We start from the raw sequence: 14,432 nt of genomic DNA, 5'->3' as shown, positions 1-14,432 counted from the left end.
AGAGGTATATGTGTCTACTGCAAACAATAAACCAACAGATGAAAGCGTGAGTCTTAACGCTTTTAAACAGCCTAAAGCGTTCTATCTCATCTTCTCTATCGAGTTATGGGAGCGTTTTGGTTATTACGGCCTGCAAGGGATCATGGCGGTTTACCTGGTAAAACAGCTGGGTATGTCCGAAGCCGATTCCATCACGCTGTTCTCTTCCTTTAGTGCTCTGGTGTACGGTCTGGTCGCTATTGGCGGCTGGCTGGGTGATAAAGTCCTCGGGACTAAACGCGTCATCATGCTGGGCGCCATTGTCCTGGCGATCGGCTATGGTCTGGTTGCATGGTCAGGGCATGATGCCGCTGTCGTGTATATGGGTATGGCGACGATTGCCGTCGGTAACGGTCTGTTCAAAGCGAACCCGTCCTCCCTGCTTTCTACCTGCTATAACAAAGACGATCCGCGCCTGGACGGTGCATTTACCATGTACTACATGTCCATCAACATCGGTTCGTTCTTCTCGATGCTGGCAACCCCATGGCTTGCGGCGAAGTTCGGCTGGAGCGTGGCGTTTGCGCTGAGCTTCGTGGGCATGCTGATCACCGTGGTCAACTTCCTGTTCTGCCGCAGCTGGGTTAAAGACTACGGTTCAAAACCTGACTTCGAGCCTGTGCATATGGGCAAACTGCTGGCCACCATCGTGGGCGTTGTTGTCCTCGCGGCAATCGCCACCTGGCTGCTGCACAACCAGGGTATCGCCCGTGCCGTTCTGGGCGTGGTTGCGCTGGGTATCGTGGTTATCTTTGCGAAAGAAGCGTTCGCCATGCAGGGTGCTGCCCGTCGCAAGATGATTGTGGCGTTCATTCTGATGCTGGAAGCGATTATCTTCTTCGTGCTGTACAGCCAGATGCCAACCTCACTGAACTTCTTCGCCATTCGTAACGTTGAGCACTCAATTCTGGGCATCGCGTTCGAGCCGGAACAGTATCAGGCGCTGAACCCGTTCTGGATCATGATTGGTAGCCCAATTCTGGCCGCTATCTATAACAAGATGGGCGACCGTCTGCCAATGCCGCACAAGTTTGCTATCGGTATGGTGCTGTGCTCCGGCGCGTTCCTGGTGCTGCCGCTGGGTACCAAATTTGCCACCGACGCGGGTATCGTGTCCGTTAACTGGCTGATCCTGAGCTACGCGCTGCAGTCTATCGGTGAACTGATGATCTCCGGTCTGGGTCTGGCGATGGTTGCACAGCTGGTGCCACAGCGTCTGATGGGCTTCATTATGGGTAGCTGGTTCCTGACCACTGCCGGTGCGGCAATCATTGCGGGTAAAATTGCGAACCTGATGGCTGTGCCGGAAAACGTCACTGACCCACTGGTCTCCCTGAACGTCTACGGTACCGTGTTCATGCAGATTGGTATCGCGACTGCGGTTATTGCAGTTCTGATGCTGCTGACCGCGCCGAAACTGAATCGTATGACTCAGGACGACGACAAGACGGCTGAAGCGACCAAAACCGCTACCGCGTAAGATTATTGAGAAACGACAGAACAGAAGCCGCTAATGTATTAGCGGCTTTTTTTTTGTCCGTTGGCGCACTAACATAGCTGAAACCTCAGCAAAAAGGAGTTACCGATGAAACTGTTCTACAAACCGGGCGCGTGCTCTCTTGCTTCCCATATCACCCTGCGCGAGAGCGGCAAAGATTTCACGCTGGACGGCGTTGATCTGATGAAAAAGCGTCTGGAAAATGGCGATGATTTTCTTGCCATTAACCCCAAGGGACAAGTTCCGGCGCTCTTGCTGGATGACGGTACTCTGCTGACCGAAGGCGTCGCGATTATGCAGTTCCTGGCCGATAGCGTACCCGATCGCCAGCTGCTGGCTCCGGTCAGTACCATTTCTCGTTATAAGACGCTGGAATGGCTGAACTACATTGCGACCGAACTGCACAAAGGTTTTACGCCGTTGTTCCGCCCGGATACGCCAGAGGAGTTCAAACCGACCCTGCGTGCGCTTCTTGAGAAAAAGCTGCAGTACGTTAACGAATCGCTGAAAAACGAACAGTGGATTTGTGGTTCGCGCTTCACGATTGCCGATGCGTATCTGTTTACCGTGCTGCGCTGGGCGCGCGCGGTTAAGCTGAACCTGGAAGGGTTAGACCATATTGCATCGTATATGAAACGCGTGGCAGAGCGTCCTGCAGTAGCTGCGGCGCTGAAAGCGGAAGGTTTGAATTAACCGAGCGGCCTGTGTTGCCGGGTGGCGCTAACGCTTACCCGGCCTACACGTTTTGGCCGGCTATAACCGGGTTGCGCTGAAATAGTGCTCCGGCTTCGCGATACGATCCTGTGCCGCAACCACCTGCAGTTCATATTCCTGCATCTCTTTCGTCGCAATCATGATTTCGTACACCGCCGCGGTAACGTGTTCCAGCGCGTCACGTATCGTCGCCCCCTGCAGTAATTTCACCAGCAGCAGACCACTCGTAACATCTCCGACCCCAACCGGCTGGCGCAGGCCGAAATCCACCAGCGGACGGCTAATATGCCAGGCGTCATCTTTCGTCACCAGAAGCATCTCAAAACGGTCCTGACTCAGCCCTGCGCGGGCGAGATGTTTTACCAGCACCACCTCAGGCCCCTGAGCGATCAGTTCGCGAGACGCGCTTACCGCCTCTTCTACGCTGTTAACCGGACGCTCGCAGAGAATTTCGAGCTCGACCAGGTTTGGCGCAATGATATCGCTGGCGGGCAGCGCGTGGCGGACGTGAAACTCTGCGACGCCTGGCGCCACGATACAGCCTTTCTCCGGATGGCCCATGACGGGGTCGCAGAAGTATTTTGCCGCCGGGTTTGCGGCTTTCACCTGACGTACGATGCCGAGGATATGCTCCCCCTGCTCCGCTGAGCCGAGGTAGCCGCTCAGCACGGCGTCACAGCGTCTGAGCTGGTCGATATCGGCAATTCCCTGCACAACCTCGGTGAGGTGCGAAGGTGGCATTACGCAGCCGGTCCATTTGCCGTATTGCGTGTGGTTAGAGAACTGCACGGTATTAAGGGGCCAGACGTTGACGCCGAGGCGACGCATCGGGAATTCCGCGGCGCTATTGCCAGCGTGTCCAAAAACAACGTGGGACTGAATGGCGAGGATGTTCTTCATTTTTTTCTTACCAAACCCTGAAAAAACAAAAGGGGCGTGGTTTCCCACGCCCCTGGAGACTGTTAATTATTTCCAGCAGACAAGGCAGTAGTTTTTCTTACCGCGACGCAGCAGCGTGTAGCGACCATACAGACGGTCACCGTCAACGAAGGTGTATTCCGGGTCAGCCTGTTTCTCGCCGTTGATGGTGATAGCGTTAGAGGCGATAGTTTTACGCGCCTGACCGCGCGAAGGCTGGAGCTCAGAGTCCACCAGCGCCTGCATCAGGTCAGCCCCTTTTTCCATCTCAACCATCGGCACGCCGTCCTGCGCCAGCTGTTCGAAGTCCGCTTCGCTCAGATCGCTCAGGGTACCGTTGAACAGGCTTGCGGTAATGCGTTTTGCCGCGGCCAGACCTTCTTCACCGTGAACCAGTTTGGTCACTTCGTCCGCCAGCACGTACTGGGCGCGCGGTGCTTTACCGCTGTTTTTGTCTTCTTCTTCCAGCGCGTTGATGTCTTCAATGTCCATAAAGGTGAAGAACTTCAGGAAGCGGTAAACATCGGCATCCGCCGTGTTGATCCAGAACTGGTAGAATTTGTACGGGCTGGTTTTCTTCGGATCGAGCCATACCGCGCCGCCTTCGGTTTTCCCAAATTTGGTGCCGTCTGCCTTGGTGATCAGCGGAACGGTCAGACCGAAGACCTGGTTCTGGTGCAGACGACGGGTCAGGTCGATACCGGAGGTGATGTTACCCCACTGATCGGAACCGCCAATCTGCAGGGAAACGCCGTGCAGCTTGTTCAGGCAGGCAAAGTCATAACCCTGCAGCAGGTTGTAGGAGAACTCGGTAAAGGAGATACCCTGGTCGTCACGGTTCAGACGCTGCTTCACGGCCTCTTTGTTAATCATCTGGTTAACAGAGAAGTGCTTGCCGATGTCGCGCAGGAAGGTCAGCACGTTCATGCTGCCAAACCAGTCGTAGTTGTTCGCGGCAATGGCAGAGTTTTCACCACAGTTGAAGTCGAGGAATGGTGCAACCTGTTTGCGGATCTTATCCACCCACTCCTGCACGGTATCTTCGGTATTCAGTTTACGCTCAGCGGCTTTAAAGCTTGGGTCACCAATCAGGCCGGTCGCGCCGCCCACCAGCGCAACAGGCTTATGGCCCGCCATCTGGAAGCGTTTCAGGCATAACAATGGAACAAGATGCCCCAAATGCAAGCTGTCAGCGGTGGGATCGAAGCCGCAATAGAGCGCGATCGGGCCTTGCGCCAGTCGCTCTGCTAACGCTTCCTCGTCCGTCACCTGGGCCACGAGGCCCCGCTCTTGCAATTGTTTAATCAAGTTACTGCTTGCCATCAAATTCTCCATGTATAAACGACTGCACCTTTGCCGGTACACGACTTTTCGCCTGATGCGAAAGGACAATAGAATAAAGCGCAAGCGCGGTGTGCGCTAGCGCTTAAATCAACAAATTTCGGGGATTACGGTGCCAGTCTGTCGATTTTCCAGCCGCCATTCTCGCGCTGGTATAAAAAGCGGTCGTGCAGGCGATGTTCGCCCCCCTGCCAGAACTCCATCTGCTCAATCGGGATGCGGAAACCGCCCCAGAAGCTTGGCAAAGGAATTTCACCCTGCTGGAACTTCTGTTTCAGCTCCAGGAATTTACTTTCCAGCACGCCGCGGGCGGAAATTCGGCTGGACTGTTTTGATACCCAGGCGCCAATCTGGCTGTCGCGCGGGCGGCTGTGGAAATACTTCACCACTTCCAGCGTCGAGAGACGTTCCGCCTTGCCGGTGACCATTACCTGACGTTCCAGCATGTGCCAGGGAAACAGCAGGCTGATACGCGGATTGTTTTCTAAATGGTGCGCCTTACGGCTACCGAGGTTGGTATAGAACACCAGCCCTTTCTCGTCATAATGCTTGAGCAATACGATGCGCTGATAAGGTTGGCCGTTTTCATCCACCGTCGCGACAACCATGGCGGTTGGGTCGGCGAGTTTCGCTTCGCAGGCCTGTTTCAGCCAGCGTTCAAAAAGCACGAGGGGCTCAGCGGGAAGATCCTGGCGACGCAGGCCGCCTTTAGTGTATTCACGGCGCAGATGCGCAATTTGCTGCAGTTCGTCGTTATCTGACATGGCGTTAGCTGACATTGAGAGTGGGTGGCGCTATTGTGCGCCGCCCCTGTAAAAATCTCAACGCTTCGGATTTTCGAGCTGGCAATTGTTCAGCACAATGCGGTCGCGTTTGTAGACCGTGGCGCTGTCACCTTTCGACCAGAAGACGTAGATACCGTCGGAATAACGTGCGCCGGAGGCTGACATCCCCTGCTTCAGCGTCAGCAATTTATTGTCATAAACAAAACTGGCTTCCTGACGTGGGTTATTCAGCTTGACGGTCAGCGGTTTTTCATCGCAGCGATACTCCAGCGTATCGGTCTGCATGCGCTCAAGAAGCTGGTTATAGACGCTGCATCCTGACAGCAATAAAGGCGCGGCAATAAGAAGAAGTTTTTTCATGGGCGTATTCCGAAGACTTTCCTGGTCCTGGAGGGCATGGCTGCCCTCCTGTTTCGTTCCATTCTAACGATGACGCGCCGCGCTGAATTTCAGTTAACTCTGATTATGACGAGGATTTGCCGGGAAAATCGCCCCGAGGACGCTCGCCTCACGCGCGCCGGTCACCGACGGCAAGTTGCCCGGCAGTCCGGCAATGGTGCGCCAGGCAAGCCAGGCGAAGGCCAGCGCCTCCATATCATCCCCGCTGATGCCTGCCTCGTCGGTCGTGGTGACTTCGGTACCCGACAGTAGCCCCGCAAGACGCGCCATCACCAGCGGGTTTCGGCTTCCTCCGCCGCACACCAGCAGGCGTTCACATCCGCCGCTGAGCAGAACCTGTTCGGAGATCGACACGGCCGTCAGCTCGGCAAGCGTCGCCTGGACATCCTGCGGCGCGAGCGCCGGGAATGGCGCCAGCTGACGCTCAAGCCAGCCCAGATTGAAGTATTCACGCCCCGTGCTCTTAGGGGCCGGCAGGGCAAAATAAGGATCGCTTAGCATCGACTGCAGCAGCGGAATAATCACTTTTCCCCCGCTCGCCCACTCCGCGTTTTTATCATACGGTTGTCCGCACTGACGCCAGATCCAGGCATCCATTAACATATTGCCCGGGCCGGTATCGTAGCCGCGGACGGGCTGTCCCGGGATGAGCATTGACAGGTTGGCAATCCCGCCAATATTGAGCACCATGCGACGTTCTGTAGGGTGCGCCAGTAACGCCTGATGGAACGCGGGTACCAGCGGCGCCCCCTGCCCACCAAGGGCGATATCGCGACGACGGAAATCGCCTACCACCGTCACGCCCGTCTTCGCCACAATCTGGTTGTTATCGCCGATTTGCAGGGTATGCGGGGCATCTCCGCCGGGCTCATGCCAGACCGTTTGTCCGTGACACCCGATGGCCACCACATCCTGCGGGCGAAGATGTTCTTTTTGCATCAAAGCCTGCACCGCATCCGCAAACAGCGCCCCCAGGCGAACATCAAGCTGTCCAAGCTGGGAAAGGGTCAACTGCTGCCCCTGACAGATACTCAGAATATCCTCTTTCAGTGAAATGGGGATTGGCCAGGTCAGGCTCGCCTGCTGTGCCACCATGTTTTCGTCAATGGCGGCCAGAACGACATCTACCCCATCCAGACTGGTGCCTGACATCACACCAATGTAGCGACCCGATTTCATGCGCTTTCCTTACGTTGCGTGGGCTAAGGTTATCCACTCAACCATAAACGGCGCAGCTTTGCCATCCGGCGATAATATTTTTTAACAATGTCAGACGGGTAACACGGGCGGATCCTGTTTATGTCTCGTTAAGTCAAATTCAAGTACAATTTTCTTATTGTTAGTGCAAAGATATGAACTATGGCTCCTTATGCCATATAATTTAGCCATAACGGATGCCCCCAATCGGGCGTTTTTGGTGAACAGGAGATTCAAATGATTTTACGTGTACTGGGCGTTTCGCTGATTGGTTTAACTCTGGCTGGCTGTGTGAATGACAGTTCACTTTCTGGCGACGTTTACAGCGCTTCTGAAGCGAAACAGGTTCAGAACGTGACTTACGGTACCGTTGTTAACGCACGCCCTGTACAGATCCAGGGTGGTGATGAAAGCAACGTGATGGGCGCAATCGGCGGTGCCGTGCTGGGTGGTTTCCTCGGTAATACCGTCGGCGGCGGTACAGGTCGCTCGCTGGCAACGGCCGCAGGCGCCGTTGCGGGTGGCGTAGCCGGCCAGGGCGTTCAGGGTGCGATGAACAAAACCCAGGGCGTAGAGCTGGAAATTCGTAAAGACGACGGCAGCACGATCATGGTTGTTCAGAAACAAGGCAGCACTCGCTTCTCTGCAGGTCAGCGCGTTGTTCTGGCAAGCAACGGAAGTCAGGTGACCGTTTCACCACGTTAATTAAAAATGGATGTGGCCATCAGGCCACATCCATTTACATTATTTATCACTCCCACAAATATATTTACAAAATACATTCACCCTACCCATTATTAACCACGCCATATATTGTTTCTGCGCAAAGTATTTAGCGTGCTAATTGATTACACTCTCCGCAATACCCTCCCCTTAATTCATTATAAAGTCATTAAAACCATATATGTTTGCGAATCGCCGTTCTGTAAAGGGCCGTTATATCTCGTTCTGTCTAGGTTGTATTGCTGTTATCGGCATATTACACGCCCTGTTTTCAAAAATTGCCGAATGGGTTCCTACCTTTTCGTCTCACTTGTTCCCTACGCTCACCATTTTTTTACTGGTGTTTGATCTGTTTATTGCCTGTTTTATGGCAATGAAATACTGGTGTGACCGAAAACGGTTGTATCTGGTATCGCTCGCTTTTGCCTTTGCCGGGTCGGCATCGCTGATGGTCGGAACGCTGTGCAGCTTTCCCGCCTGGCTGGACCTCTATCAGTTCAACGCGGTGAACTACAACGATGCGATGATCTTCTATATGTTCCGCCATCTCTTAATGGCGGTGCTAATAATCGTTTCGGCAATACTTTATACCACGCGCAATTGTCCCCTTTCGCGGCTGGCGCATATTGCTATTGTGAGCGGCGAGTTTCTCTTTACCGCTTTTACTGTAGGGTTGGCCTGGATGTATTCCAGTCATTCTTCCATTTTATCCATTGATCTTGTTGATAATGAAACCCGTGAGTTTATGGTTCTCTGGAGCCACTTTATTAATATTGCATTGATTGCACTCTGGGTGGTCACATTAGCCACGCTGATGTTTATTACGCGCATACGCAACTTATTCTGGGTGGGCGGTAATTTTCTGTGCGTCTGCTATATCGTCACGCTCTCAATGCTGTTAGTGGGTGGACATGTTGAAGATGTCTCCTGGTATCGCGCTCGCTTATTTGAAACCGTCGCCACGCTGATGATCATTTTTGTTCTGCTCTACGATGTTTTCAGGCTGTATCGCGACTCGCACGTTAAGTATCAGCAGTCTTACCAGAACTCCATTCGCGACCCGCTGACGCGCCTGTATAACCGCAGTTATTTTTATGAAACATTAAAGCAGGCGCTGGATATTGCCAAACCCAGCCGCCCGGTTTCCGTCATCGTAAGCGATCTCGATCGCTTCAAGCGCATCAACGACACCTACGGGCATCTTCAGGGCGACAAGGTCCTGCAGTTTGTTGCTAATCTGCTGATGGATTCCGTGCGCCCCCAGGATATCGCGGCCCGTATCGGTGGTGAGGAGTTTGTTCTGATGCTGGCCAACACCTCATCAGACGCGGCGTATCAGGTGGCGGAACGCATACGGTTAAATCTGAGCAGCTTCGATAACGCCAGCAGCGGCGGTCAACTACCGGAGCCAATCACCATCAGCATGGGGGTATTTACGGCAACGTCACCCGCAATAGCCGCAGAAACGTGCGTGGAAAATGCCGACAAAGCGATGTATGAAGCGAAGGAGACGGGCCGTAACCGCGTTGTCGTCTTTAAGTAAAAAAAAGGCCTTGCTGCTGCAAGGCCTTGTTGTTTGTCAGTCGCGCGACTGTAGCTCATGGATGTTTTGCTCAAGGCGCCCAATGAGGCTGATGAGCATTTCCAGCTCCGCCGGTGAAACGCCTGACAGGATTTCACCGCGCGTCTTAGTGATCACGGCTTCCATTTCCGTGATGATAGGCGCCGCTTTCTCGGTGAGTTTAATCCGCTTGGCGCGACGATCGCTGGCGCAGGTTTGCCGCGAGATCAACCCCTTCTCTTCCAGCTGGTCAAGCGTGCGCACCAGCGACGGTTGCTCAATCCCTATCGCTTTTGCCAGTTGAATTTGCGACTGTTCGGGCGGCAGCTGATGAATGTTGTGCAGCGTGACCCAATGCGTCTGTGTGAGTTCCAGAGGTTTCAGGCGATGGTCAATCAGAGCACGCCAGACGCGTACCAACCTTGCCAGATCAGAACCTAATGGCGATTCCAATTTCATCTCCTTATAATTAGCTTGCTAAGTTATTATACTGATTTTAGAATAGTGTGCAGCATTTGTATTGCCAAAACAAATGCAATACTGCATTCATCGAACTTAAAAGTATGACTTACACTGAATTGTGATGCTTCATCATACTAAGACAAGCCAACGCGGCATTCTGTTCACTGCAAAGGATTTCTGCCCGTGACGTTTTTTCATCGCTCAGAGGGTTTACCCCTTCAGGACCTGATCTTCGGTGCGTCAGTCTACTTTCCTCCTCTGTTTAAGGCCGTTCTGGTGGGCTTTATCCTCTGGCTCATCGCGCATCGCCTGCTTCGCGACTGGATGTACTCCGGCGAAATCTGGCATCCCATGCTGATGGATCTTTCCCTGTTTGCCCTTTCCGTATGCCTGGGCCTTGCCGTTTTGACTGTGTGGTGAATATGTCCCTGAAAACGCTAAAGTACTTTTCCACCCTTTTGGTCCTTGCCCTCGCGCTGGTTGCGGGCTGGTGGATGTGGAATTTTTATATGCAGTCGCCCTGGACGCGTGATGGCAAAGTCCGCGCTGAGCAGGTCAGCATTACCCCTCAGGTGTCGGGAAGTATTACGACGCTGTTGGTTAAGGATAACCAGTTCGTCAAAAAGGGAGACATTTTATTCCGCATCGACGACACCCCGTACCGCATTGCGATCTTGAACGCCCAGGCGCAGTTGGCTAAAGCCCAGTCGGATCTGGCAAAGGCCAACAACGAGGCCAACCGCCGCCGCCACCTGTCGCAAAACTACATCTCAGCGGAAGATTTAGACACCGCCAATATCAACGTCAAGGCGATGCAGGCTAACGTTAACGTGGCGGAGGCGACGCTGAAGCAGGCGCAGTGGCAACTGACCCAAACCGTGATTACGGCACCGGTCGATGGATGGGTGACCAACCTCTCCGCCCGCGTGGGTAACTACGCCACTACCGGCCAGCCGGTTTTTGCCCTCGTCGACAGCCACTCCTTCTACGTCGTGGGTTATTTCGAAGAGACCAAGCTTCGCCATATTCGCGAGGGATCGCCCGCCGCAATTACGCTTTACAGCGGCTCGCAAAAGTTACAGGGTCACGTATCCAGTATAGGCCGGGCCATTTACGATCAAAGCGTTGAAACGGATTCAGGACTGGTGCCGGACATTAAGCCGAACGTTCCCTGGGTGCGCCTGGCCCAGCGAGTGCCGGTTCGCGTAGAATTTGACCGTTTGCCGGAGGACATTACCCTGGTATCCGGCACCACCTGCACCGTCTCCATCGGAACCCGCTAGTGAAGCTGCAGGGGCTCGCCTGGCACAACACGCCGTGGATGAAAGCGACGCGTCCCCAGTGGCGCTACGCGCTGCGTAACGGCATTGCCATGTGCCTTGCGCTGACCGTCGCCTACTACCTGAACCTGGATGAACCCTACTGGGCGATGACGTCTGCAGCGGTGGTCAGTTTCCCAACGGTCGGCGGGGTAATCAGTAAAAGCCTTGGCCGTATAGCAGGCAGCCTGCTCGGCGCCACCGCGGCGTTAATTATCGCGGGCCATACGCTGAACGATCCGTGGCTGTTCCTGCTGAGCATGGCGGCATGGCTGGGATGCTGTACCTGGGCCTGCGCCCATTTTACCAATAACGTCGCCTACGCGTTCCAGCTGGCGGGCTATACCGCCGCCATTATCGCCTTTCCGGTGGTTAACGTGCTCGACACCACCGAGCTGTGGGATATTGCGCAGGCGCGCGTCTGTGAAGTGATTGTCGGGATCCTCAGCGGCGGCTTCATGATGATGATCCTCCCCAGCACATCCGACGGCACCGCGCTCATCACCGCGCTCAAAACCATGCATACCCGGTTACTGGAACACGCGAGCCTGCTGTGGCAACCGGATACCAGCGACGATATCCGCCTCGCGCATGAAAAGGTGATCGGGCAGATCCTGACGATGAATCTGCTGCGCATTCAGGCGTTCTGGAGCCACTACCGCTTTCGCCGCCAGAACACCCTGCTTAACTATCTGCTGCACCAGCAGCTGCGCATGACCAGCGCCATCTCCAGCCTGCGCCGGATGCTGCTCAACTGGCCGACGCCGCCTGAAAATACCCGAGCCGTGATTGAAGCGCTGCTCGCGGCCCTTGCGCGCCCGGATGCGGACATTTACACCGTAGCGCGGATTATCGCCCCGCTCGCCCCGGTTGATGAATACGACTATCGCCATCGCGCTTTCTGGCAGCGCCTGAATTACTTTTGTCGGCTGTACCTGCGCAGCAGCCGCTGGATTACGGCCGTCGAAAACGCGACCCCGTTGACGGAGTTCAACGTCCCCGGCAGCCCGGCACTTGCGCGCCATACCGACTATCTGGAAGCGCTGTGGAGCGGTTTTCGCACCTTCTGTGCGCTGATGCTGGTGGGGGCGTGGAGCATTACCACGCAGTGGGAGTCCGGTACGGCGGCCCTGACGCTTGCCGCCATCAGCTGCGTGCTTTACTCCGTCGCGGCCTCGCCGTTCAACTCGCTTACGCTGCTGCTGCGCACGCTGGTGCTGCTGTCGCTGTTCAGCTTCGTGGTGAAGTTTGGCCTGATGGTGCAGATAAGCGATCTGTGGCAGTTCCTGCTGTTCCTGTTTCCCCTGTTGACCACCATGCAGCTTCTGAAGCTGCAAATGCCCAAGCTGGCGGGCCTCTGGGGACAGCTGATTGTCTTTATGGGCTCGTTTATCTCCGTGACGAATCCACCTGTTTATGATTACGCCGATTTTCTCAATGACAACCTGGCGAAGATCCTCGGCGTGGGGCTGGCGTGGCTGGCTTTCGCGGTGTTACGTCCCGGCTCCGATGCACGCAAGAGCCGCAGGCATATCCGGGAGCTACGCAGAGGGTTTGTCGACCAGCTCAGCCGTAAACCGCATCTGAGCGAAAACGAGTATGAATCGCTGGTCTATCATCACGTCAGCCAGCTGAATAACAGCCAGGACGCGCTGTCCCGGCGCTGGCTGCTGCGCTGGGGCGTGGTGCTGTTAAACTGCTCGCACGTGGTCTGGCAGCTGCGCGCGTGGGAAACGCGTTCCGATCCGCTGTCGCAGGTTCGTGATGTTTGCATCTCCCTGCTGCGCGATGTAATGAGCGAGCGCGGTGTCCAGCAGCGGCCGCTGGAAGCCACGCTGAATGAACTGCAGCGGATCTGCGATACGCTGGCACAGCATCATCTGCCCGCAGCCCGTGATTTGGCCTCAATAATCTGGCGCCTGCACTGCTCGCTGTCGCAGCTGGAACAGGCACCGCCACCGGGAACGATTGGGGATCAGATCACGCCGCACGCATAGCGTGCTCCGCCGCCGCCAAGCGGTTTAGGCCGATCGGACATATTGTCGCCGCCGACATGGATCATCAGCGCCTTGCCTTTCACCTCATCCAGCTTTTTCAGTCGCGGCGCGACAACAGGATCGGTGGCTTTACCGTCGTTATTCACCACCAGCACAGGCAGATCGCCTAAATGCCCCATTCCATCCGGGCCTTCATGCTTGCCGGAATGCTGCGGATCGAGGTGCCCTCCTGCCGCTTCCGCCGCAGACGGTTTACCTTCTTTTAAAGCGGGCTGACAGCTGCCCTTGGCGTGAACATGGAAACCATGTTCACCGGGAGGGAGGGCTTTGAGGTTGGGGGCAAACTCCAGTCCTTTATCGGTTTCAGTGATTTTCACCGTTCCGATGGACTGACCCACACCCTGTGGGGTGACGAGATTCATTTCCACTTCGTCACTGGCTGCCTGCGCCCCTGCGCAAACAACCAGCGTGACCAGTGCCAGAGCAAAACGCTTCATAGTGACCTCCGCGGGTTATTTTTTGCCCCTTAAGTGTATACCAGGGGCAAAGATTTCACCGGAAAGTCACCTTCAGGCGCTTTATGGTACGTCGTAACCCAGCGCGGCCTTACGGATGCGGAACCACTGCTGACGGGTCATCTGCAGCTCTTCAGCAGCCAGTGCAGAACGCACACGTTCTATTTTGCCGGAGCCGATAATGGGCAGCGGTTTTGACGGCAGGCGAAGGATCCACGCGTAAACCACCTGCTCGATGCTCTCCGCGTTCAGTTCGCGGGCGATGGTTTCAAGCTCGTTGCGCAGCGGCTGGAATTCCTCATCATTAAACAAACGTCCGCCCCCCAGGCAGGACCACGCCATCGGGCGAATGCGCAGCTGCTGCAGCTGATCGAGCGTGCCATCCAGCAGCAGCGGCTGGTGTACCGGGGAGATCTCAACCTGGTTGGTGGCGAGGGTGAACGGCAGACGAGACTGAAGCAGCGCAAACTGTGCCGGGGTAAAGTTTGACACGCCGAAGTGACGCACTTTCCCACTCTGGTGCAGGTTCAGGAAGGCTTCCGCCACCTCATCGGCATCCATCAGCGGGTCGGGGCGGTGGATTAACAGCAGATCGATACGATCGGTCGCCAGATTGACCAGCGACTGCTCGGCGCTCTTGATGATATGCGCGCTGTCGGTGATGTAATGACCGAGGGCATGTTCAGGTTTTGCCGTGGTGGCAATCCCACACTTCGTGACGATCTCCATGCGGTCGCGCAGGGCCGGAACAAGCTTAAGCGCCTCGCCGAACGCGGCCTCGCACTGGTAGCCACCGTAAATATCCGCATGATCAACCGTGGTGATGCCTAAATCGAGGTGCTCTTCAATAAAGCTCGCCAGCTGGAGGGGGGACATATTCCAGTCCATCAGGCGCCAGTAGCCCATCACAAAACGGGAGAATTCTGGCCCCTGGGGGGCAAGGGTAATTCGCTGAACCATAACA

General features: G+C 55.4%; 15 protein-coding genes. 7 read left to right on the top strand and 8 right to left on the bottom strand.

Translation table 11 applies throughout. The features are described 5' to 3' along the window. Positions 1–10 precede the first annotated feature (10 nt). Both dtpA and gstA read left to right on the top strand, forming a co-directional pair. Positions 11–1,519 (top strand): dipeptide/tripeptide permease DtpA, encoded by a 1,509-nt coding sequence (dtpA, locus tag HB664_RS12520; protein ID WP_033145330.1) that lies wholly within the window; start codon positions 11–13, stop codon positions 1,517–1,519. 105 nt (positions 1,520–1,624) lie between these two features. Next, the gene (gene gstA / locus HB664_RS12515; RefSeq protein ID WP_219939532.1) at positions 1,625–2,230 is read left to right on the top strand and encodes a glutathione transferase GstA; all 606 of its coding nucleotides are present in this window, start codon (positions 1,625–1,627) and stop codon (positions 2,228–2,230) included. A gap of 60 nt (positions 2,231–2,290) precedes the next feature. Here gstA and pdxY read toward each other — a convergent pair whose 3' ends face one another. The 5 genes from pdxY to anmK form a co-directional block, all read right to left on the bottom strand. Further along, entirely contained in the window at positions 2,291–3,151 is an 861-nt protein-coding gene (pdxY, locus tag HB664_RS12510; protein ID WP_039262324.1) for a pyridoxal kinase PdxY, read from the bottom strand. A gap of 66 nt (positions 3,152–3,217) precedes the next feature. Continuing rightward, positions 3,218–4,492 carry a tyrosine--tRNA ligase gene (gene tyrS, locus HB664_RS12505; RefSeq protein ID WP_033145328.1) on the bottom strand — a complete coding sequence of 425 codons (1,275 nt, stop codon included), beginning with the start codon at positions 4,490–4,492 and terminating at the stop codon, positions 3,218–3,220. Positions 4,493–4,617: 125 nt separating this feature from the next. Further along, positions 4,618–5,274, bottom strand: coding sequence for a pyridoxamine 5'-phosphate oxidase (pdxH, locus tag HB664_RS12500; protein WP_024909355.1), 657 nt, complete (start codon positions 5,272–5,274; stop codon positions 4,618–4,620). A 57-nt stretch (positions 5,275–5,331) separates the two neighbouring features. Then, entirely contained in the window at positions 5,332–5,655 is a 324-nt protein-coding gene (gene mliC, locus HB664_RS12495) for a C-type lysozyme inhibitor (RefSeq protein WP_023311369.1), read from the bottom strand. Positions 5,656–5,748: 93 nt separating this feature from the next. Further along, a complete protein-coding gene (gene anmK / locus HB664_RS12490) occupies positions 5,749–6,873 on the bottom strand; it encodes an anhydro-N-acetylmuramic acid kinase (protein WP_087822440.1) in 1,125 nt (374 codons plus the stop codon). 255 nt (positions 6,874–7,128) lie between these two features. On the opposite strand from anmK, the gene slyB reads away from it, so the two are divergent. Then, a complete protein-coding gene (gene slyB, locus HB664_RS12485; protein WP_023311367.1) occupies positions 7,129–7,596 on the top strand; it encodes an outer membrane lipoprotein SlyB in 468 nt (155 codons plus the stop codon). Positions 7,597–7,795: 199 nt separating this feature from the next. Further along, positions 7,796–9,157, top strand: coding sequence for a GGDEF domain-containing protein (locus tag HB664_RS12480; RefSeq protein ID WP_087822439.1), 1,362 nt, complete (start codon positions 7,796–7,798; stop codon positions 9,155–9,157). A gap of 36 nt (positions 9,158–9,193) precedes the next feature. Here HB664_RS12480 and slyA read toward each other — a convergent pair whose 3' ends face one another. Next, positions 9,194–9,634 carry a transcriptional regulator SlyA gene (gene slyA, locus HB664_RS12475; RefSeq protein WP_033145325.1) on the bottom strand — a complete coding sequence of 147 codons (441 nt, stop codon included), beginning with the start codon at positions 9,632–9,634 and terminating at the stop codon, positions 9,194–9,196. A gap of 186 nt (positions 9,635–9,820) precedes the next feature. Here slyA and HB664_RS12470 point away from each other — a divergent pair, with 186 nt between their 5' ends. From HB664_RS12470 to HB664_RS12460, 3 genes are read left to right on the top strand one after another with little or no spacing between them, the layout of a single operon-like run. After that, complete coding sequence (locus tag HB664_RS12470) at positions 9,821–10,057, top strand: DUF1656 domain-containing protein (protein ID WP_032657739.1); 237 nt, start codon at positions 9,821–9,823, stop codon at positions 10,055–10,057. 2 nt (positions 10,058–10,059) lie between these two features. Continuing rightward, on the top strand, positions 10,060–10,920 hold the full coding sequence (locus tag HB664_RS12465) for an HlyD family secretion protein (protein WP_219939531.1): 861 nt from the start codon (positions 10,060–10,062) through the stop codon (positions 10,918–10,920). After that, the gene (locus HB664_RS12460) at positions 10,920–12,953 is read left to right on the top strand and encodes an FUSC family protein (RefSeq protein ID WP_375156332.1); all 2,034 of its coding nucleotides are present in this window, start codon (positions 10,920–10,922) and stop codon (positions 12,951–12,953) included. The genes HB664_RS12465 and HB664_RS12460 overlap by 1 nt, the downstream gene beginning before the upstream one ends. Here the strand turns inward: HB664_RS12460 and sodC are convergent. Beyond that, complete coding sequence (sodC, locus tag HB664_RS12455) at positions 12,932–13,450, bottom strand: superoxide dismutase [Cu-Zn] SodC (RefSeq protein WP_045887807.1); 519 nt, start codon at positions 13,448–13,450, stop codon at positions 12,932–12,934. The two genes, HB664_RS12460 and sodC, sit on opposite strands and share 22 nt — an antisense overlap. Positions 13,451–13,531: 81 nt before the next feature. Beyond that, positions 13,532–14,428, bottom strand: a complete 897-nt coding sequence (locus HB664_RS12450; RefSeq protein ID WP_032657749.1) for an aldo/keto reductase family oxidoreductase — start codon at positions 14,426–14,428, stop codon at positions 13,532–13,534. Positions 14,429–14,432 lie beyond the last annotated feature (4 nt).

Origin of the sequence: Enterobacter sp. DNB-S2 (assembly GCF_019443845.1) — a bacterium.
Classification (GTDB): domain Bacteria; phylum Pseudomonadota; class Gammaproteobacteria; order Enterobacterales; family Enterobacteriaceae; genus Enterobacter; species Enterobacter asburiae_B.
This window is presented reverse-complemented; position numbering and strand designations above follow the sequence as displayed.